Raw genomic sequence first — 20,471 nt, forward strand, 5'->3', positions numbered from 1 at the left:
CCATCCCTTCGTTCTGGAACGGAACAGGCGCGAACATAGACGGGGCGGCGGCGTGCCGCCACCCCAGGGCAAGAAGCGCCCCCCTCACCCCAGCAACCCCCCGATCCATCGGCCGATGGAGCCATGGGCGATGTCGTTGAAGGTGACGAAGACGAAGAGGCTGATGAGCAGGGCGAAGCCCACCCGGAAGCCATATTCCTGGGCCCGGGCCGGCAGCGGCCGGCCGCGGATGGCCTCGGCGGCATAGAACATCAGGTGCCCGCCATCCAGCAGCGGGATGGGAAAGAGGTTCAGCAGGGCAAGGCTGATGGACAGCAGCGCCATCAGGTTGATCAGCGGCACGATGCCGAGCGTCGCCGCCTGGCCCGAGACCTCCGCGATGCGGATGGGCCCGCCCATGTCGCGCGCGCTGCGGGTGCCGGTGATCATCTCCCAGATGCCGGTCAGCGTCGCGACGCTCATGTCGTAGGTCTGGACCACCCCGGCGCCGAGCGCGCTCAGCGGGTCCAGGCGCTCGAAGCGCCCCTGCCCGCCCTGCACGCCCAGGATGCCCACGGGCTCGGCCTCGCTGCCGAGGCGGGGGATGGGCGTGGCGACGAGGTCCAGAGCACGCCCGTCGCGCTGCACCGTCACGCGGACCTGCTGGCCCGCCCGCGGCTGGATGTGGCGCTGCACCTGGTCGAAGCGGACCACCCGCTCGCCATCCAGGGCGATGATGGCGTCCCCGGGTTGCAGCCCGGCCATCTCGGCGGGCGAGCCGGGGCCGACGGCCGCCACCGTCGTCATGTCGCGGGGCGCGCCGAATGTGGCGTAGAGCCCGGCGAAGAGCACGGCGGCCAGCACGAAATTGGCAACGGGCCCGGCGGCGACGATGATGGCGCGGTCCCGCACCGGCTTGTCGTGGAAGGTCTGGCCCGGCCGTTCGTCCACGCGCGACTCGGGCAGCAGTTCCTCAGAGGGAACATGCCCGTGCAGCTTCACGTAGCCACCCAGCGGAATCCAGGCGAGGCGCCATTCGGTCCCCTGCCGGTCCGTCCAGCGGGCCAGCGCGCGGCCGAATCCGATGCTGAACACGTCCACATGGACCTTCCGCCAGCGTGCGGCGAGGTAATGTCCCAGCTCATGGAAGAAGATGAGAACGCCCAGCACGACCAGGAAGGCCAGGATGGTGCGCAGCGTCTCGGGCAGGAATTCCAGCATGTCGGGTCCTCAGGCGGCCGCGCGGTGGGCGGCGATGTCGGTCGCGCGCGCGCGCGCCGCCGCATCCAGTTCCAGCACGGAGGCCAGGTCATTCACGGGCTGCCCGCCCAGCGCGGACAGCGTCTCCTCCACCACGGCCGCGATGTCGAGGAAGCCCAGGCGGCGGGACAGAAACAGCGCCACCCCCACCTCGTTGGCCGCGTTCAGCACACAGGGCGCGCCCCCGCCAGCCGCCAGCGCCGCGCGGCAGAGCCGCAGGGCGGGGAAGCGCACCGGGTCCGGCGCCTCGAATTCCAGCCTGGACAGCGCCGCGAGGTCCAGCCGCCCCACATCCACCGCCATCCGGTCGGGCCAGGCCAGGCAATGCGCGATGGGCGTGCGCATGTCGGGCGTGCCGAGCTGCGCGATGAGCGAACCATCCGCGTATTGCACCAGGCCATGCACGGCCGATTGCGGGTGGACCAGGACCTCCAGCTGATCCGGGCGCACCGGGAACAGGCGCGCGGCCTCGATCAGCTCCAGCCCCTTGTTGAACATGGTGGCGCTGTCCACGCTGATCTTGGCCCCCATGGACCAGACCGGGTGGCGCACCGCCTGCTCGGGCGTCGCCTGGGCCATCTGCGCGAGGCTGGCCTGCCGGAAAGGGCCGCCCGAAGCGGTCAGGATGATCTTCTCCACGGCGGCATAGCCTTCGCCGCCCCGGCTCATCAGCGCCTGGAAGATGGCGTTGTGCTCGGAGTCCACGGGCAGCAGGGTGGCGCCATTGGCGCGTGCCGCCTCCAGCACCAGCTCGCCCGCACAAACCAGGCTCTCCTTGTTGGCCAGGGCCAGCGTGCCACCGCGGGCCAGCACCGCCATGGTGCTCTTGAGCCCGACCGCGCCCACGATGGCGGCCATGGTCCAGTCGGCGGGACGGGCGGCGGCCTCGATCACGGCCTCGGCACCGCAGGCGGTCTCGATGCCGCTGCCGGCCAACGCCTCGGCCAGCGCCGGGCCGCATCCAGGGTCGGCCACCACCGCGAGGCGGGCACCATGCCGGCGCGCCTGGGCGGCGAGCGTGGCCACGTCCCGGCCCGCCACCAACGCCTCCACGGCGAAGCGCCCCGGCGGCGCGGCCTCCAGCAGGGCCAGCGTGCTGCGCCCGATGGAGCCGGTGCTCCCCAGCACGGTGATGCGGCGCGATGGACCCAAGACTACCTCCAAAGATGAACCCCGGCGCCGAGCAGCACCCCGATCAGGGCGCCCACCGGGGCCGCGGCCAGCACGCCGTCCAGCCGGTCCAGCAGCCCGCCATGGCCGGGGATCAGGCCGGAGGAATCCTTTACCCCAAATCGGCGCTTGATCCAGCTTTCCAGCAGATCACCCGCCTGGGCCGCCAGGCCCAGCAGCGCCGCCACCAGCAGCACCCGCGTGAAGGAGATATCGGAGGTGAAGACCATGGCGGCAAGAAGCCCCACCAGCATGGCCCCCCCGAGCCCACCCAGCGCCCCGGACCAGGTCTTGTTGGGCGAGATGGCGGGCACCAGGCGCGGCCCGCCGAAGGCCCGCCCCGCCAAATAGGCCGAGATGTCCGAAGCCCAGACCACCAGGAAGAGGAAGATGACGTTGTCGCGCCCCACGCGGTCATCGGCCCGCAGCTCGATCAGCGCGATGCCGGCCAGCCCGATATAGACCACCCCGAAGCCCAGCCAGAGCGGCGGCACCGGCCCGCGCGGATGCCGCGCGACCCATTGCGCCCCATAGGCGCCCGCGGCCAGGACCAGCAGCCCCCACATCGACATGCCCAGCACCGCCAGCAACCCGGCGAGCAGCACCACGCCCGGGACCAGCATGCCAGGCAGCGCGCGAGTCGAACCGCCGCACAGCCGCACCCATTCCCAGGCCATGCCGGCCACGCAGATGGCCATCAGCCCGGCCCACCACTCGGCACCCATCCACATGCAGGCCAGCGCGGCTGGCCCGAGCAGCGCCGCCGTCAGCGCCCGCTTTCGCAGATCTCCCCAGCGTTGCATGTGTCAGCCCGGTCGGCGCGCCCTGCCCATGGCTCAGCCCACCCGGGCGCCGAAGCGGCGCTCCCGGGCGGCGAAATCGGCCAGGGCGGCGTCGAAATGCTCCGCCCCGAAATCGGGCCAGAGCACGGGGAGAAAAACAAGCTCCGCATAGGCGGCCTGCCAGAGCAGGAAGTTCGAGATGCGTTGCTCGCCGGAAGTGCGGATGATGAGGTCCGGGTCGGGCATGCCCGCCGTGAAGAGCCTGGCGCCGAAACCCGTCTCGTCCAGCGTGGCCGGGTCCAACGTGCCGGCCTGGGCGGCGGCCGCCACGGCCCGCGCCGCGGCCAGGATTTCCGCCCGCGCGCCATAGGACAGCGCCACGGTCAGGTTCAGCCGCGCGCCGCCCGCCGTGCGTTCCTCGGCCTGGAGGATGGCGGCGCGGGTCTCGGCGCCGAATCGCTCGCGGTCGCCGATCACGCGCAGGCGCACGCCTTCCTTGGTGAGGTGCCCCACCTCGGCCCGCAGGTAGTGGCGCAGCAGGCCGGTCAACTCCTGCACCTCGTCGGCCGGCCGTGCCCAGTTCTCCGAGGAGAAGGCGAAGAGCGTCAGCCAGGACACGCCCGAGCGGATGGCCGCCTCGATGGTGCGCCGCGCCGCATCCGCGCCCGCCCGGTGCCCGAGCGCGACGGGAAGCCCCCGTGCCTGTGCCCAGCGCCGGTTGCCGTCCATGATGACGGCGACGTGGCGGGGCGGCGGCGCGCCCACGCCCGCCGCGGTGGCGGGCAAGGAGGACATCAGACGGTCTTGATGTCCTTTTCCTTCTCGGCGGTGACCTGCTCGATCTTCTTCACGTAGTCGTCGGTCAGCTTCTGGACCTCGTCCGACCAGCGCTTCGCGTCATCCTCGCCGATCTCGGACTTCTTCTTCCAGCCCTGGATCTGCTCCATGCCGTCGCGGCGCACGCCGCGCACGGCCACCTTGGCCCCTTCCGCATACTTGGCCGCGGTCTTGGCCAGCTCGTTGCGGCGCTGCTCGGTCAGCGGGGGCAGGTTCACGCGGATGGTCTGCCCCTCGCTCTGCGGGTTCAGGCCAAGCCCCGAATCGCGAATGCCGATCTCGACGGCCTTCACCACCGAGCGGTCCCAGACCTGCACCGACAGCATGGAGGGCCCGCCCACCGAAACGGTGCCGAGCTGGCTCAGCGGCTGGTTGCTGCCGTAGGCCTCGATGCGGATCGGCTCCAGCAGCGAGGGCGAGGCCCGGCCGGTGCGCAGCCCGGTGAATTCCTTCTTGAGCGTCTCCATCGCGCCGTCCATGCGGCGGACGAGATCGGCCTTGAGCGTCTTGAGATCGGGGGGTGGGGCCGCCATGGGTTCGCCTCGCGGTCAGGGGGTGTCGGTCACGGTGGTGAAGCGGCCGTGGCCCAGCATCACCTCGGTGAAGGCACCGGGTTCATGGATGTTGAAGACGACGATGGGAAGATGGTTCTCGCGCGCCACGGAAATGGCGGCCGCGTCCATCACGGCCAGGTCGCGCGAGAGCATCTCCAGGTAGCTCAGCGTGGTGAAGCGCTGGGCGTCGGGGTTGCGGCGCGGGTCGCTGTCATAGACGCCGTCCACCTGCGTGCCCTTCAGCAGGGCGTTGCAGCCCATCTCGGCCGCGCGCAGGGCGGCCGCGGTGTCGGTGGTGAAGAAGGGGTTGCCCGTGCCGGCGGCGAAGATCACCACGCGGCCCTTCTCCATGTGCCGGATGGCGCGCCGGCGGATATAGGGCTCGCAGATGGAAGCCATGGGGATGGCGCTCTGCACCCGCGTCTGCACGCCGATCTGCTCCAGCGCGGACTGCATGCCCAGCGCGTTCATCACGGTGGCCAGCATGCCCATGTAGTCGGCCTGGGCGCGGTCCATGCCGGTCGCCGCACCTGCGATGCCGCGGAAGATGTTGCCGCCGCCAATGACCAGCGCCACCTGGACGCCGAGCGCCACCACACCCTTGATGTCGTTCGCGATGGCCTTGAGCGTGCCGGTGTCGAGACCGTAGTTGCGGTCCCCCATCAGCGCCTCGCCGGACACCTTCAGCAGCACACGCTTGTAGACGGGCGTTTCGCTCATGGGTGTTCCGCTCTTGTTGAAGGCGCAGTGGGAAGCGGCGCGGGTGGGCCGGCCGTGAACAGCCCGCCGGCCAGGTGGGCCGGCGGAGTTTAGCAGGGGTCAAGGGCGCGGCAAGCCGCGCACCCCGCCCTCACCATGCGGCGGGTGTCAGACGCCCGCCTGGGCCGCGACCTCGGCGGCGAAGTCCGTCACCTGCTTCTCGATGCCCTCGCCGAGTTGGAAGCGGGCGAAGCCCGTGCAGGTCAGGCCCGCCTTCTGGACCACGGCCTTCACGCGGCTCTCACCGTCATGCACCCAGACCTGCTCCAGCAGCACCACTTCCTCGTAGAATTTGCGGATGCGGCCTTCGACCATCTTCTCGATGACGGCGGGCGGCTTGCCGGAGGCCTGGGCCTGCTCGGTCAGCACCGCCTTCTCGCGCTCCAGCGCGGCGGGGTCCACGGCGGAGACGTCCAGCGCATCCGGCCGGGTGGCGGCCACATGCATGCCCATCTGCCGGCCCAGCGTCAGGATGGCCTCGGCCTCGCCGGCACCCTCCAGCGCCACCAGCACGCCGATCTTGCCCAAACCGGGCTTCACCGCGTTGTGGACATAGGTCGCGACCGCGCCCTGGCCGACCTTGAGCACCCGCGCGCGGCGGATGGTCATGTTCTCGCCGATGGTGGCGATCATCTTGGTCAGCTCGTCCTGCGTGGTGTGGCCGGTGCCGGGATAGGGCGCCGCCTGCAGCGCCGCCACATCCTCGCCGACCGTCAGCGCCAGCTTGGCCACGTTCTCGACAAAGCCCTGGAAGGCCTCGTTGCGCGCCACGAAATCGGTCTCGGCGTTCACCTCGACCATGGCGGCCACCTGGCCGTCGGACGCGACGCCCACCAGCCCTTCGGCGGCCACGCGGCCGGACTTCTTGGCGGCGGCCGAAAGACCCTTCTTCCGCAGCCAGTCGATGGCGGCTTCCATGTCGCCGCCCGCCTCGACCAGGGCCTTCTTGCAATCCATCATGCCGGCGCCGGTGGCGTCGCGCAGCTCCCGCACCATCGCGGCGGTGATTTCAGCCATGAGCCTATTCCTTTGCTTGCTGAATCAGGCCTGGGCGGCCGGGGCTTCCTCGGCCGGCACCGCCACCTCTTCGGGCATCGGGGCCGCCATGGCGCCCAGGTCGGCGCCCGAGGCCTGCATCTCGGCCGAGATGCCGTCGAACACCGCACCCGCCACCAGGTCGCAATAGAGGTTGATGGCGCGGATGGCGTCGTCATTGCCCGGGATGGGGTAGGTCACGCCCACGGGGTCCGCGTTGCTGTCCACCACGCCGACGACGGGAATGCCCAGGGTGTTGGCCTCCTCGATCGCCAGCTTCTCCTTCACCACGTCAATGACGAAGATCAGGTCGGGCAGGCCGCCCATCTCGCGGATGCCGCCCAGCGCGCGGTCCAGCTTCTCCTTGTCGCGGGTCAGCATCAGGATCTCCTTCTTGGTGAGACCCTGGATGTCGCCGGAGAGGCGGCCGTCCAATTCCTTCAGGCGCTTGATGCTGCCCGTGATCGTCTTCCAGTTGGTGAGCATGCCGCCCAGCCAGCGGTGGTTGACGTAGTACTGGCCGCAGCGGGTCGCGGCCTCGGCCACGTATTCCGCCGCACTCTTCTTCGTGCCGACGAAGAGCACGCGGCCGCCGCCGGCCACCGTGTCGCGCACCACGCGCAGGGCGCGCTCCAGCATCGGCACGGTCTGCTGCAGGTCCAGGATGTGGACCTGGTTGCGCACGCCGAAGATGTAGGGGGCCATCCGCGGGTTCCAGCGCCGCGTGTGGTGGCCGAAATGCACGCCCGCTTCGAGCAGTTGGCGCAGGGAAACTTCGGGCATCGCCATGGCGATCTCCTTCCTGTTCAGTCCGGTTGGGCCTCCGCGGCGCGAACCCCGGATCGCTCCGGGACCGGACCCTGCCATGGTGGAAACACCATTACGGAAGGGGCGCCGCGTGTGGATTACCGGCGGAACCATTCCACCGGCGCGGGGCTCATGGCCGAATTCCCGCCGGAACGCAAGCCTCCAGGGCCGAAACGACCCGCTCGGCGCCTGCTGTCACGGTCCCGTCATTGACCACGCGCAGGACCCGCAGGCCGGGCGGCAGCGGCACTTCCCGCGCGAGGCGGGCGGCGATCTCGGCCTCGCCCTCCCGCCCGCGCGCGGCCAGGCGGGCGGCCAACACGGCGGGGGGCGCCGTGATCTCGATGACGGTCAGCGGTGCGCGGGACGCCACCTCCTCCAGCACGGCGCGCGAGAGGCTCATCACCGTCACCGGCGCCCGGCGCGTCTGCTCGGTGCGGATTCCGTAGTGCAGCCCATGCGCCCGCCAGCGCACCGCGAGGTCGGCCGTGGCGAAACCCGCCTCGTCCAGCGCCTCATGCCCTTCCTCCCCCAACCCCTCGGGGCGGGAGATGACGCGGCGCGCGAAATGGAACCGCCCGTCGCCCTCCAGCGCCGCCCGCGCCGCCGCCAGCAAGGTGTCCTTGCCCGCCCCGGAGGGCCCCACCACCGCCACCCACATCGAACCGTCCCCGGATTGACGAATTGCGTCGCAGGCGTCCCTATCCCCACAATGCCAAGGAGGCCAGCCATGTTCACCACCCGCCCCGAGATCGCCGCCACCTTCGGTGCCGTGGCCAGCACCCACTGGATCGCCTCGCAGGTGGGGATGAGCGTGCTGGAACGCGGCGGCAACGCCTTCGACGCCGCCGCCGCCGCCGGGTTCACCTTGCAGATCGTGGAGCCGCACCTGAACGGCCCGGGCGGCGACTGCCCCATCATCCTGCACAGCGCGAAGCTGGGCGCCCAGCAGGTGATCTGCGGCCAGGGCCCCGCCCCCGGCGGGCTGACCGTGGCGCTGATGCGCGACCAGCTCGGCCAGTCCATCATGCCCGGCACCGGCTTCCTCGCCGCCCCCGTCCCCGGCGCCTTCGACGCCTGGGCGCGCATGTTGCTGGAACACGGCACCTGGCGCCTGCGCGACGTGCTGGAATACGCCATCGGCTATGCCGCGCGCGGCGCGCACATGGTCCCGCGCGTGATCCAGACGCTGGCCACCGTGAAGCCGCTCTTCGAGGCGGAATGGCAGACCTCCGCGGCGCTCTGGCTGCGCGATGGCGGGCCGCAGCCCGGCAAGCTCTGGTCCAACCCCGTCCTGGCCGAAACCTATTCCCGCCTGCTGCGCGAGGCCGAGGCCCCCGGCCGCACCCGCGAACAGGAGATCGAGGCCGCGCGCGACGCCTGGTATGGCGGCTTCGTCGCCGAGGCCATCGACCGCTTCGTCCGCACGCCCATGATGGACACCTCGGGCGAGCGACATGCCGGCGTGCTGACCGGCCAGGACATGGCCAATTGGCGCGCGGGCGTGGAGGCCCCCACCACCCGCGAGTTCCGCGGCCACACCGTGCTGAAATGCGGCCCCTGGAGCCAGGGCCCGGCCATGCTCCAGACGCTGGCCCTGCTGGACGGCTATGATCTCTCGACCATGGACCCGGTGGGCGAGGAATTCGTCCACACCGTCACCGAGGCCATGAAGCTCGCCTTCGCCGACCGCGAGGGCTTCTATGGCGACCCGGCCTTCGTGGACGTGCCGCTCGCGACCCTGCTGTCCGACGCCTATGCCGCCGAGCGCCGCAAGCTGATCGGCCGCGACGCCTCGATGGAGTTCCGCCCCGGTAGCCCCGATGGCCGTGCCGCGCAGGGCGTGGACTACGCCGCCGCCATCCGCCGCGCGGAGGAGATGACCGCCGCCGCCGGCACGGGCGAGCCCACCGTCTCGCGCCTCGGCGCCTCGGGCGGCGACACCTGCCATGTGGACATCATTGACCGCTGGGGCAATTTCGTGAGCGCCACGCCCAGTGCAGGCTGGCTGCAATCCTCGCCGGCCGTGCCGGGCCTGGGCTTCTGCCTGGGCACCCGCTGCCAGATGTTCTGGCTGGACGCGGATCTGCCCAACGGCCTCAAGCCCGGCAAGCGGCCGCGCACGACCCTCTCCCCCTCCATGGTGCTGCGCGATGGCAAGCCCTGGATGAGCTTCGGCACCCCGGGCGGCGAGCAGCAGGACCAGTGGCAGCCCATCATGCTGGCGCGGATGCTGGCGCATGGCTTCAACATCCAGGAGGCGATCGACCTGCCCTCCTTCCACTCCGAGCACTGGGTCAGCAGCTTCTGGCCGCGCGGCGCCAAGCCCGGGAAGCTGGTGCTGGAAGGCCGCTTCGCGCCCGCGGTGCTGGAGGCGCTGAAGGCGCGCGGCCATGCGGCCGAAATGGGCGGGGAATGGACCGAGGGCCGCCTGACCGGCGCGCGGCTGGAGGCGGATGGGCAGATCTTCGCCGGCGCAAACCCGCGCGGCATGCAGGGCTACGCTGTCGGGCGCTGAGGCGCCCGACAGCTTTTTCTTGCGCCCTCAGGCGCCGGGCGCCGCCTCCGGCGGCTTGGCTTTCGCGCCACGCGCTGGTGTGCGCGCTGGAAGGTCGGCCTAGGCGCGCCGGCCGCCTTGCGGCCGGGTGGTCGTGAAGGCGGCGCCACCCCGGGGGGACGGCAGTTGGCGCGCGCTGGCTTGCGCGCGCCACTCCAAGGCTCAGCTCTTCGACACGCCCCAGAAGAAGGGCAGCGGGCCCTTCTGGATGCCGGTGACATTGCTCCGCCAGGCGGTGTAGCCCAGGAAAAAGCCGGTCGGCGCATAGACCACGTCGCGGATGGCGGCCGCGTTCACCTTGTCCATGGCGGCCTTCTCGGCGGTGGCGTCGGGGGCGGCGAACCACTCATCCACACCCGCCTCGACCTCGGCCGAATCGGGCCAGCCGAACCAGGCGCGCTCGCCCGTGGCACGCAGCGCGTTGTAGGCGGCGGGGTTCACGCAGTCGGCCCCCGCATGCCAGGTGTGGAACATGCTCCAGCCGCCCTGGCCGGGCGGGTTGCGCATGGCGCGGCGCTGGCCGGTGGTGCCCCAGTCGGTCGCCACGAAATCCACGTTTATGCCCAGCCGCCGCAGCAGGTCGGCTGTCACGTCGCCCTGCGCCTTCGTGATGGGCTGGTCCTGCGCCACGATGCAGGTGACGGGCTCACCCGCATAGCCGCCCTCGGCCAGGAGGCGGCGGGCGGCGTCGATGTCGCGCGGGCCCTTCAGGATGTCGCCGCCCGCCTCGGTGTAGCCGGGCGTGCCGGGGGTGAAGAAGCCGGGCAGCGGCTTCCACAACGCGCTGTCGCTGCCGACCAACGCGGTCATGTAGTCCGCCTGGCTCATCGCCATCAGGATGGCCTGGCGCACCTTCTGCGAGTTGAAGGGCTTGTGCAGGTGGTTCATCCGGAAGGAGCCGATGTTGCCCAGCGGGTCCGCGATATCCACCTGCACGCGCCGGTTGCGGCGCAGCAGCGGCACCAGGTCGGTGATGGGGTTCTCCCACCAGTCGATCTCGTTGTTCTGCAAGGCGGAGGCGGCCGTCGCCGGGTCCGGCATCACGATCCACTCGACGCGGTCCACCATCATGCGCTTGGAGGCCGAGAGCCAGGTGCCCCCCTGCTCCCGCGGCACATAGCCGTCGAACTTCTGGAAGACCGAGCGCGCGCCGGGCACCCATTCATTGCGGATGAAGCGCATGGGGCCGGAGCCCACATACTCGTTGATCTGCTGGAAGGGGTCCGTGCGCGCGATGCGCTCTGGCATGATGAAGCAGATGGGCGTGTTGGTCTTGCCCAGCGCGTAGAGCAGCTTCGGGTAGGGGCTGCGCAGCACCCAGCGGAAGGTGCGGTCATCCACCGCCACCAGCTCGTTCTGGATGGCGCGGATCATCTGGCCCATCGGATCGCGCGGCATCCAGCGCGTGATGGAGGCCACCACGTCGCGCGCCAGCACCGGTTCGTTGTCATGGAAGCGCAGGCCGGCGCGCAGGGTGAAGGTCCAGGTCAGCCCGTCCTGCGAGGTGGTGTGCCCCTCCACCATCTGCGGCCGCGGCGTCAGCGTGTCGTCCACGCCATAGAGCGTGTCCCACACCATGGCGGAGGCATTGCGCACGACATATTGCGTGCCCCAGATCGGGTCGAAATTGGCGAGGTTCGCCTGCGGCACGAAGCGCAGCGTGCGCGCATTGGCCCCCTGGCTCAGCGCGGGGGCGGTGATGCCGGCGCTGCTCGCCAAGGCGGCGCCGGTCTGGAGGAATTGTCTGCGGTCCATGCCCACTCTCCCTGTTCTGGCGCGGCGCTGCCGCCCGCGTGGGCGGTGGCTGCCGCGCGCCTGGGCAGGAGGGGGCGGAAAATCCACCCCTCCTGCCGACAGGGCGCGTCAATGCATGGACCGTGCCATCACAGCTTTCGCTGCATCGCCGCCAGGTAACCGCGGTTGCGCGTGGGCGTGATCAGGATCTCGTTCAGGCAGACATGCGCGGGCGTGGCCGCGATGAAGGCGATGAGGCGCCCGCAATCCTCGGGCTGCACCATCTCCGCCAGATCCTGCTCGCTCAGCTTGTTGGGGCGCTTGTCCATGATGGGCGTGCGCACCTCGCCCGGGCAGACGACGGTGCTGCGGATGCCGTTCGCGCATTCCTCCATGTTGATGCTGTGGCTCATCGCCACCACGCCATGCTTGCAGGCGGTGTAGCCCGGGCCGCTCAAGGGGCTGACGAAGCGACCGGCCATGGAGGCGGTGTGGATGATCAGGCCATCCTGCTGCTTGCGCATGGCGGGCAGCACGGCCAGCGTGCCGTGGAAGACGGACATCAAATTGCCGTCCACCAGCTCCTTCACACCGGCGGCCGTCAGGCGCGACCAGGCGCGGTCGGTGATGTTCAGCCCGGCATTGTTCACCAGGATGTCAATGCGGCCATGCGCGGCCAGGATGGCATCCGCCACCGCCTGCACGGCCGCCGCATCGGCCATGTCGCAGGCCTTCACCTCGGCGCTGCCGCCCTTGGCCGCGATGGCCTTGGCCACGGCATCGAGCTTGGAGGCCGTGCGCCCCGTCAGCACCACCATGGCCCCCTCGGCCGCCAGCGCGTGCGCGCCCGCCTCACCAATACCGGTGCCCGCGCCCGTGACCCAGGCGATCTTTCCCTTGAGCTGCGCCATCGTTCCTCTCCCTCTGCTGTGGAACCTTGCGCGGCAGTCTGACGCAACGGGCTGCCGCGGCAACCCGGCTTGTGAGCCGTGCGGCCGCATGCTTCGCTTCGCCCATCAGGAGGAAACGACATGGCAAAGTTCCGCATCGTGACGCCGGCCGGCGCCAGCTTCACCGTGGCCGGCGGCGGCTACGACTACGAGATGGAGGCGCTCAACCTCGCCAACATCGACGCCGAGATCGTGGAGGCGCCGACCGACACCGCCGCCTTCATCGCCGCCGCCCGCGACGCGGACGCCATCTACGCCAAGGGCATTCCCTTCACCGCCGAGATCATCAACGCGCTGGACAAGTGCAAGGTGATCTCGCTCGGCTCGGTCGGCGTGGACAGCGTGGACGTGAAGGCCGCTACCGCCCGAGGCATTCCCGTCACCAACGTGCCCGACACCTTCATCGAGGAGGTGGCCGACCATTGCATGATGCTGCTGCTGGCCACCTTCCGCCGCACCATCGAGCAGGACCGCATGGTGCGCGAGCATCGCTGGCGCGAAGGTCGCCCGGCCCTGCTGCAAATTCCCCGCCTGATGGGCCAGACGCTGGGCTTCGTCAGCTTCGGCCGCGTGGCGCGCGCGGTGGCCCGCCGCGCCAAGCCCTTCGGCCTGAACATGATCGCCTACGACCCCTTCCTGGACGAGACGGTGATGATCGAGAACGGCGTCATCCCCGCCACGCTGGACGAGGTGATGTCGCGCTCGGACTTCGTCTCCATGCACGCCCCGGCGCGGCCCGAATGCACCGGCATGCTGACCGAACGGCACTTCAAGCAAATGAAGCCCAGCGCCATCTTCCTCAATGTCGGCCGCGGGCCGACCGTGGACGAGGCCGCGCTGATCAAGGCGCTGGAACAGGGCTGGATGGCCTATGCCGGCCTCGACGTGCTGGAGGTCGAGCCTCCCAGCCACAACAACCCGCTGCTGAAGATGGAGAACGTCATCCTCTCGGCACACACCGCCTCGGCCAGCGCGCGCTTCGACGAGGCGCGCAAGCGTCGCGTGGGCGCCGAACTCGCCCTCGTCGCCCAGAACAAGTGGCCGATGAGCTGCGTGAACCCGGCCGTGCTGCAGACCACGAAGCTGCAACGCTGGCAGCCGGTGAACCTGGGCCGCGGGCCGAACAGCTAAGGCGAGGGCCACGCCTTCCCATGCCGGGCGGAAACGCCCGGCAACAGGGAACGACCTGCCTCATCGCGTCCAGGCGCGATGCGCTAGAGCATGCTGCGTTCAAAAGCGTTCACGCCGCCTGCTCCAGCCATCGTTGAGAACGGGATTCAGCGTTTTCGGTGATTCCACCTCAACGCATCCCGCTCTATTGCGGCAGGCGGCCCCGCGTCTGGAGGTCCGCGAACAGCTCGATGGCCCAGCCGATGCGCTCATCCAGGCTGCGCGCCGCGACCGCCATGGGTGCGGGCGTCACCGCATTCACCAGGAAGGCATTGGCGGTGAGCGGCGGCTCCGCCCCGCCTTCGGCACGGGCCAGGCTCGGCAGCCGCGCGCGCGCGACCAACGCCAGCTTGCGCGAGGAGGAGACCACGGCGCGGCGCGAGATGCTGTCGAAGCCATGCCGCGTCACCTCCGCGCCGATCTCGGCATAGATGCGGTGCGCGGCCCGGATCGCTGGCCGGCAGTCGCGCGGCAGCATGTTGATGCCCGCCTCGGCGCGGGTGTAGAGGCGCTGCGCCTCGGCCAGCAGCCGCGCGACCACGATGCCGATGGCGGGCGAGAAATCCGGGCGGGCCAGGAATTCACGCGGCGCTACCCCCGCCTCCCGCAACCAGGCGCAGGGCAGATAGAGGCGGCCGGCCCGCGCATCCTCGCCCACATCGCGCGCGATGTTGGTCAACTGCATCGCGGCACCGAGGTCGGTCGCGCGGGCGAGTGCGGCATGGCTGCGCACGCCCATGATGAGGGTCATCATCGCGCCCACCGTGCCCGCCACGCGCGCGGCGTAGCCGTGCAACGCCTCGATGTCCGGATAGCGGCGGCCCTCGGCGTCCCAGGCGAAGCCTTCCAGCAGCGCATCGGGCAGGGTGCGCGGAATGTCGTGCAGCCGCACGGCGGCCGCGAAGGCACGGTCGGCCGGGTGGTTTTCGGGCAGGCCGACATAGGCAGCGTCCAGCCGCCGGCGCATGAGGGCGAGGCCCGCGCGCGGGTCGGTGGCATGGTCCACCGCGTCATCGCCCAGGCGGCAGAAGGCGTAGAGGGCGGTGGCGCTGTCGCGCACCCGCCGCGGCAGCAGCAGCGAGGCGGCGTGGAAGCTTTTCGAGCCCACGCGCAGCAGGTCGCGGCAAGCTTCGAGGTCCTCGGGCGCAATGCGGGGTTCGGCGTCCATCACGCGGTCTCCAGGATGCGGCGCGCGACGAGGCCAGGTGCCTCCTCATGCGCGAGATGGCCGAGGCCGGGCAGCGCCTCGATGCGGGCAGTGGGCAGCAGCGCCTGCAGGCGGCGCGCCTCGGTGGGGCGGATGGTGCGGTCCTGCTTGCCCACGATCAGCGTCAGCGGGGTGGTCAGACGCGGCAGGTCACGCGCCAGGCCTGGCAGATCCCAGGCGGCCATCATGCCCAGCGTGGCCGCCACATGCCCGGGCCGGCGGAACAGGCGCGCGTAGAGGTCCACGCCCTCGGGCGTCAGGACGGAACCGGTGTCCCGCAGCAGGCGTTCCACCGTCGCGCGGTCGCGCGCCTGGCGCGCGGCGAAGCGCGCGAGGCCAGGCAGGTTCACCATCAGCCGCGCCATGGGGCCGAACACCATGCCGGCCATGCCGCCCAGCGGCAGCAGCGCGCCATTGATGGAGATGAGCCGCTCCGGCGCGGCCACTCCATCGAGGCAAAGCCGCGCCCCCAGCGCAGCCCCCGCCGAATGCCCGATGATCAGGTCCGGCCGCACATCCAGCACCCGCAGCAGCGCGGTGATGCCCGTGGCCATGCCCGCGAGCGACAGCCCACCGGATGGCGGCATGGCGGAGAAGCCCTGGCCCGGCAGGTCCGGCATGATGATGGTGTGGCGCCGTGCCAGCAGCGGGCCGAGCTCCCGCCAGGAATGGGTGGAGGCGCCGGTGCCATGCAGCAGCAGCGCCACGGGCGCATCGCGTGCCGGGCCGTCCAGCACCTGCACATGCCAGCGCAGCCCGCCCGCCAGCACGAAGCGGCTGGCGGCGCGGTGCGGCCAGTCGTCCGTGGAAAGCCAATCGGCCGCGGCGGGGACGATGGCGCGTTCGGGGAAGAGAAGGGTGGCGCTCATCCCGCACCTATCGCTTGCCGCACCGCGCCCGCCAGCACCTCCGCCCGGGCCTGCGGCAGCACAAGCGCGCGCCCACCGGCTTCGGCGGCCAGGGTGGTAGCGAAGGGCTGCGGGCGGGGGGCGGTGTCCACGATCAGCACGGAATGGCCCTCGGCGCGCAGCAGCTTCGCCACGGCCAGGGCATCGGCCTCGGCGGCGGCGCGGCCGCTGCTGCCGTCGCGCGCCATGTTCGCCCGCCCATCGGTCAGCGCCACGATCAGCGGCGTGCGCCCGGCGCGCTTCTCCAGCCGCGCCATGGCGAGTGCCGCGTCCAGCCCCGAAGCGAGTGGCGAGGCCCCTCCCCCCGGCAGCCCGGCCAGGGCGCGCTTGGCCCGCACCAGGGAATGCGTGGGCGACAGCAGCATCTCGGCGGCCGCACCCCGGAAGGCGATGACGCCCACCCGGTCACGGCGCGCGTAGCATTCGGCCAGCAGCATCTCGACCGCGCCCTTGGCCTCGGCCAGCCGGTGCAGCGCGGCTGAGCCCGAGGCGTCCACAACGAAGATGGCCGTGCTCTCGCTGTGCTCGCGGAAGCGACGGATGCGGAAATCCTCGCGGCGCACGGCCACGCGGGCACGCGGCGGCGCGGGGCGCAGCCGCTGCCACGGGGCGGCGGCGCGCAGCGTGTCCAGCAGCGCGATGCGCGCGCCATTGCGGGGTTCGCCCGCGCGACTGCCAACCGGGCGACCACGCTTGAGCGAAATGCGCTCCGCCCCCGTGCGGCCGGAGGAGGGTGCGCGCAGGCGCAGCGTGGCGGCGGCGAGGCTGGCCAGGAGCTGCGCGGGCAGCGGCACCTCGCGCGCCTCCTGCACCACGTCTTCCATCTGGCCGCCTCTCGTGGGGTCGGTGGCGTCGTCGGGGCGCTCGGCCTCGGGTTCCTCGGGCGGGGGCGGCGGCGCCTCCTGCTCGGGCGGCGCCTCGGGAAGAATGGTGGCGCGGGGGCCAAGGACGAGGCGCACGGCCAGCGTGGCATCCTCGGCGTTCGGCGCGTCGCGGCCGCCCAGCGCCGCCGCGGCGCGGGCCGCGCGCAGGGCCAAGGCCGGCGCGCGCAAGGAGACGATGCCCGCCGCCATGGCGGTGGCGAGAATGGCCTCGATGACGGGCTCCGGGCTGTCCACCCCCGGCAGGCGGGCCCGCGCGGCGGCGATGGCGGCCGCGCCATGCGGGGCGGGCCCGGGCGGTTCGGCGAGGTCAGGGCAGAAGGCCAGGCGGTCCAGCAAGGCGGGCGGCGGGGCCTCGTCCTCCTCCAGCCCTTCGTCCAGCGCCAGCATGGCGTAGCCATGGCGCTCCTGGCCGGCGGTGAGGCGGGCGGCGGTGGGGCGGGTCAGGCGCTCGGCCATGGGCATGACCAGCACGCCGTCGGCACTCGCTTCCAGCAGCCCCGCGCGCTGCACGGGCCGGCCGGTGGCGAGGGTGGCGGTGAGGTCGAGCCCACCCAGCAGCGCGTCATCCGCGACACCGGGCGGCAGGCGGCGCACCGCCGTGCCGGCGGGCAGGATGGCTTGCAGAAGACTGAGCCAGCGGTCGCGCTCCACGCCCGGGCGGGCGCGCAGTACGGCACCGCCAAGCCCCCCCGGATCCACCGCGAGCAGGCACGCCGCGAGCGCGGCATCCTCGCGCGGGGTCGGTGGGGTCACGGCCCGAAGACCTCCTCGACGGCACGGGCCACGCGGGTGGTGGCGACCGAATCATCGAGGGGGTTGCGGCGCAGGCGGTGCCGCAGCGCGAGCGGGGCCAGGCGGCGCAGATGGTCCAGCGTCACCTCGCTGGCGCCCTCATGGGCCGCCAGTGCACGCGCCACACGGATCAGCGTGAGTTCCCCGCGCAGCCCATCCGTGCCGGCCGTCATGCACAGGCGCGCGGCCTGTTCCAGCATGGCATCGGGCACCGCCACATGTGGCAGCGCCGCACGCGCGGCCAGGATGCGGGCGCGAAGCCCGGCTTCGTCCGGCGCGAAGCGGGCACAGAAGCCGGGCGGGTCACGCTCGAAGGCGTCGCGGCGCTTGATGACCTCCATGCGCGTGGGAAGGTCGGTCGGCGTCATCACCTCGACGGAGAGGCCGAACCGGTCCAGCAGTTGCGGGCGAAGCTCGCCCTCCTCCGGGTTGCCGCTGCCCACCAGCACGAAGCGCGCGGGGTGGCGCACGCTGAGGCCGTCGCGTTCCACCACGTTCTCACCCGAGGCGGCCACGTCCAGCAGCAGGTCCACCAGGTGGTCCTCCAGCAGGTTCACCTCGTCGATGTAGAGAAAGCCGCGATGGGCGCGGGCCAGCAGGCCGGGCTCGAAGGCCTTCTCGCCCTGGGTAAGGGCCCGTTCGAGATCGAGGGCGCCCACCACCCGGTCCTCGGTGGCGCCGAGCGGCAGGTCCACCACGGGCACGGGCACGGTCGCGCGGGGCGCGCGGGGCTGCTGGCAGGCCTCACACATTTGCGCGGGCTTGCCCGGCGCGCAGTTGAAGCGGCAGCCGCGGATGGCCTTCATGGGCGGCAGCAGGGCCGCGAGCGCCCGGATGGCGGTGGACTTGCCCGTGCCCCGGTCGCCGAGCGCCAGCACGCCACCGATGGCCGGGTCCACCGCGCAGAGGACCAGGGAGAGGGTCATCTCCTCCTGCCCCACCATCGCGGTGAAGGGAAAGACCGGCCGCGGCTTTACCCGCGCCGGGCGGCGCGCCTTGGGTTTCAGGCGCGTCGCGAGGCCATCCATGCTCAGGCGCGCCGCTGGATCTGGAACTCCGTCCAGACCTCGTCCAGCGCCAGCATCAGGTGGTCGATGTCGGCATCGGTGTGCGCGGGCGAGGGCGTGAAGCGCAGGCGCTCCGTCCCGCGCGGCACCGTCGGATAGTTGATGGGCTGCACGTAGACCGAGTAGCGCTCCAGCAGCAGGTCGCTGATCTCCTTGCAGAGCACGGCATTGCCGACCATCACGGGCACGATGTGGCTCGGGTTGCGCAGGTGCGGGATGGACAGGCCATCCAGGCGGCTGCGGACGGTCGCCACGCGCTCATGCATGCGCTCGCGCTCGGCGGCGCTTTCCTTGAGGTGCTGGATGCTGGCCGTGGCGCCGGCGGCGACGGCCGGCGGCAGCGCGGTCGAGAAGATGAAGCCCGAGGCGAAGCTGCGCACGAAATCCACCATGGCCGACGAGCCCGCGATGTAGCCGCCGATCACGCCATAGGCCTTGGCGAGCGTGCCCTCGATGACGGTCAGGCGGTGCGACACGCCGTCACGCTCGCTGATGCCGCCGCCACGGGGGCCGTAGAGGCCCACCGCGTGCACCTCGTCGAGATAGGTCATGGCGCCGTATTCATCGGCCAGGTCGCAGATGGCCGCGATGGGCGCAACGTCGCCATCCATCGAATAGACGCTCTCGAAGGCGATGAGCTTGGGGGTTTCGGCCGGCAGCGCCGCCAGCTTCTCGCGCAGGTCGGCGAGGTCATTGTGCTTCCACACGATGCACTGCGCGCGCGAGTGGCGGATACCCTCGATCATGGAGGCGTGGTTCAGCTCATCGGACAGCACCACGCAGCCGGGCAGCTTGGCCGCGAGGGTGGAGAGCGTCGCCCAGTTGGACATGTAGCCCGAGTTGAACAGCAGCGCGGCTTCCTTGCCGTGCAGGTCCGCGAGCTCCTTCTCCAGCAGCACATGGTAGTGGTTGGTGCCGCCGATGTTGCGTGTGCCGCCGGCCCCGGCGCCGGCGCGGTCGATGGCCGTGTGCATCGCCTCCAGCACCTTGGGGTTCTGGCCCATGCCCAGGTAGTCGTTGGAGCACCACACCGTCACCTCGGCCGTGCCGCCCGGGCGGTGATGCACCGCCCGCGGGAAGGAACCCGCCCGGCGTTCGAGATCGGCGAAGACGCGGTAGCGGCCCTCGCGGCGCAGACCGTCGAGTTGCTTCCGGAACAGGGCCTCGTAGTTCATGGCGACAACCTTTCCTTCTTCGTTCATGGCCGCAGCGGCAGGGAGGCGGGCTCGTTGCGCTGCGGGCGCAACGGGGCCGGTTGGGGGGTGGAAGCGGGCCGCCCCCAGGTCCAGAGGCCGTCCAGCGGCAGCGGCAGCACCAGGAACCAATGTTCGATCACGGCCAGCGCCAGCAGGGCCGCGAGCAGGGTATAGGCGGTGACGAGATAGGGGTCATCGGCCTGGACGGCGGCGAGGGCCAGTACCACCACGGCCACCGTGCCGCCCGTCACCGAGAACGGAAACAGCCAGTTCATCGGCCTGCGGCGGAAATAGCTGGCCAGGTGCGCGAGGTGCGGCGGCAGCATGGCCTCGCCCAGATTGCGGGCGCCGAGGAAGATGTTGATCTTGGCCGATTGCCGCATCACCCACAGCGCCAGATAAGTCCAGAGCGCCATCTGGTTCGGCGCGTCCCACAGCAGGACCAGCAGCACCAGGCCCAGCGCCAGCATGGCCAATTCATTGTGGATGATGGCGGAAAGGGCCGCGCGGAAACGCGGGAAGCCCACGGTGCCCTCGGGCAGCGGCGCGCGGTTGGGGCCGGTGACGACGCCGGTCAGGAAGGCGATCTCCTGCCAGGCCCAGACCAGCACCCCGCAGGCGAAGCCCGCATAGGCGCTGGCCATGGTGGTGCGTTCGGACAGCGTCACCACACACAGCAGCGCGGCCCCGAGCATCAGGGTCGCGCCCAGCATGGTGCGCCGGTAGGTGTGGCGCGGCAGCTGGTCGAGCATGAACACGAGCGCCGTGCCAAACCACCACACGAACACCGCGAACAGGCAGGGCCAGACGTAATCCACCGCGC

The 20,471-nt window shown here is 71.3% G+C and carries 19 protein-coding genes; 2 read left to right on the forward strand and 17 right to left on the reverse strand.

Annotated elements, in window-relative coordinates:
- Positions 1-84 precede the first annotated feature (84 nt).
- The 9 genes from rseP to GGQ83_RS07680 all read right to left on the reverse strand — a co-directional run bounded on the left by rseP (position 85) and on the right by GGQ83_RS07680 (position 7,844).
- Positions 85-1,200: an RIP metalloprotease RseP gene (gene rseP / locus GGQ83_RS07640; protein ID WP_242534919.1), complete on the reverse strand. Its 1,116-nt coding sequence runs from the start codon at positions 1,198-1,200 to the stop codon at positions 85-87.
- Positions 1,201-1,209: 9 nt separating this feature from the next.
- Positions 1,210-2,391, reverse strand: coding sequence for a 1-deoxy-D-xylulose-5-phosphate reductoisomerase (gene dxr / locus GGQ83_RS07645; RefSeq protein WP_207017972.1), 1,182 nt, complete (start codon positions 2,389-2,391; stop codon positions 1,210-1,212).
- A gap of 2 nt (positions 2,392-2,393) precedes the next feature.
- Positions 2,394-3,212, reverse strand: a complete 819-nt coding sequence (locus GGQ83_RS07650; protein WP_184383189.1) for a phosphatidate cytidylyltransferase — start codon at positions 3,210-3,212, stop codon at positions 2,394-2,396.
- A 33-nt stretch (positions 3,213-3,245) separates the two neighbouring features.
- Positions 3,246-3,986 (reverse strand): polyprenyl diphosphate synthase, encoded by a 741-nt coding sequence (gene uppS, locus GGQ83_RS07655; protein WP_184383190.1) that lies wholly within the window; start codon positions 3,984-3,986, stop codon positions 3,246-3,248.
- On the reverse strand, positions 3,986-4,561 hold the full coding sequence (frr, locus tag GGQ83_RS07660) for a ribosome recycling factor (RefSeq protein ID WP_184383191.1): 576 nt from the start codon (positions 4,559-4,561) through the stop codon (positions 3,986-3,988). Before frr ends, uppS begins: the two co-directional genes overlap by 1 nt.
- A gap of 15 nt (positions 4,562-4,576) precedes the next feature.
- Complete coding sequence (gene pyrH, locus GGQ83_RS07665; protein ID WP_184383192.1) at positions 4,577-5,302, reverse strand: UMP kinase; 726 nt, start codon at positions 5,300-5,302, stop codon at positions 4,577-4,579.
- Between the two features lie 147 nt (positions 5,303-5,449).
- A complete protein-coding gene (gene tsf / locus GGQ83_RS07670) occupies positions 5,450-6,358 on the reverse strand; it encodes a translation elongation factor Ts (protein WP_184383193.1) in 909 nt (302 codons plus the stop codon).
- A gap of 24 nt (positions 6,359-6,382) precedes the next feature.
- The gene (gene rpsB / locus GGQ83_RS07675; RefSeq protein ID WP_184383194.1) at positions 6,383-7,165 is read right to left on the reverse strand and encodes a 30S ribosomal protein S2; all 783 of its coding nucleotides are present in this window, start codon (positions 7,163-7,165) and stop codon (positions 6,383-6,385) included.
- A gap of 148 nt (positions 7,166-7,313) precedes the next feature.
- The gene (locus tag GGQ83_RS07680) at positions 7,314-7,844 is read right to left on the reverse strand and encodes a phosphonate metabolism protein/1,5-bisphosphokinase (PRPP-forming) PhnN (protein ID WP_184383195.1); all 531 of its coding nucleotides are present in this window, start codon (positions 7,842-7,844) and stop codon (positions 7,314-7,316) included.
- Between the two features lie 69 nt (positions 7,845-7,913).
- On the opposite strand from GGQ83_RS07680, the gene GGQ83_RS07685 reads away from it, so the two are divergent.
- Positions 7,914-9,701, forward strand: coding sequence for a gamma-glutamyltransferase family protein (locus GGQ83_RS07685; protein ID WP_184383196.1), 1,788 nt, complete (start codon positions 7,914-7,916; stop codon positions 9,699-9,701).
- Positions 9,702-9,902: 201 nt separating this feature from the next.
- Here the strand turns inward: GGQ83_RS07685 and GGQ83_RS07690 are convergent, their stop codons facing one another.
- Together GGQ83_RS07690 and GGQ83_RS07695 are read right to left on the reverse strand one after the other, a co-directional pair.
- Positions 9,903-11,495 (reverse strand): ABC transporter substrate-binding protein, encoded by a 1,593-nt coding sequence (locus GGQ83_RS07690; protein ID WP_184383197.1) that lies wholly within the window; start codon positions 11,493-11,495, stop codon positions 9,903-9,905.
- Positions 11,496-11,623: 128 nt separating this feature from the next.
- On the reverse strand, positions 11,624-12,385 hold the full coding sequence (locus GGQ83_RS07695; RefSeq protein WP_184383198.1) for an SDR family oxidoreductase: 762 nt from the start codon (positions 12,383-12,385) through the stop codon (positions 11,624-11,626).
- A 120-nt stretch (positions 12,386-12,505) separates the two neighbouring features.
- On the opposite strand from GGQ83_RS07695, the gene GGQ83_RS07700 reads away from it, so the two are divergent.
- Positions 12,506-13,555, forward strand: coding sequence for a C-terminal binding protein (locus tag GGQ83_RS07700; RefSeq protein WP_184383199.1), 1,050 nt, complete (start codon positions 12,506-12,508; stop codon positions 13,553-13,555).
- A 184-nt stretch (positions 13,556-13,739) separates the two neighbouring features.
- On the opposite strand, the gene GGQ83_RS07705 is transcribed toward GGQ83_RS07700, so the two are convergent.
- From GGQ83_RS07705 to puhE, 6 genes are read right to left on the reverse strand one after another with little or no spacing between them, the layout of a single operon-like run.
- Entirely contained in the window at positions 13,740-14,762 is a 1,023-nt protein-coding gene (locus tag GGQ83_RS07705; RefSeq protein ID WP_184383200.1) for a phytoene/squalene synthase family protein, read from the reverse strand.
- Positions 14,762-15,670, reverse strand: coding sequence for an alpha/beta fold hydrolase BchO (gene bchO / locus GGQ83_RS07710; protein ID WP_184383201.1), 909 nt, complete (start codon positions 15,668-15,670; stop codon positions 14,762-14,764). Before bchO ends, GGQ83_RS07705 begins: the two co-directional genes overlap by 1 nt.
- Positions 15,667-17,346 carry a magnesium chelatase subunit D gene (locus GGQ83_RS07715; RefSeq protein ID WP_184383202.1) on the reverse strand — a complete coding sequence of 560 codons (1,680 nt, stop codon included), beginning with the start codon at positions 17,344-17,346 and terminating at the stop codon, positions 15,667-15,669. The genes bchO and GGQ83_RS07715 overlap by 4 nt, the downstream gene beginning before the upstream one ends.
- Entirely contained in the window at positions 17,343-18,413 is a 1,071-nt protein-coding gene (gene bchI, locus GGQ83_RS07720) for a magnesium chelatase ATPase subunit I (protein WP_184383203.1), read from the reverse strand. The genes GGQ83_RS07715 and bchI overlap by 4 nt, the downstream gene beginning before the upstream one ends.
- A 2-nt stretch (positions 18,414-18,415) precedes the next feature.
- Entirely contained in the window at positions 18,416-19,627 is a 1,212-nt protein-coding gene (gene hemA, locus GGQ83_RS07725; RefSeq protein WP_184383204.1) for a 5-aminolevulinate synthase, read from the reverse strand.
- Positions 19,628-19,650: 23 nt separating this feature from the next.
- Positions 19,651-20,466 carry a putative photosynthetic complex assembly protein PuhE gene (gene puhE, locus GGQ83_RS07730; RefSeq protein ID WP_184383205.1) on the reverse strand — a complete coding sequence of 272 codons (816 nt, stop codon included), beginning with the start codon at positions 20,464-20,466 and terminating at the stop codon, positions 19,651-19,653.
- Positions 20,467-20,471 lie beyond the last annotated feature (5 nt).

The organism is Roseococcus suduntuyensis (assembly GCF_014196305.1).
In the GTDB taxonomy this organism is placed as follows: Bacteria; Pseudomonadota; Alphaproteobacteria; order Acetobacterales; family Acetobacteraceae; genus Roseococcus; species Roseococcus suduntuyensis.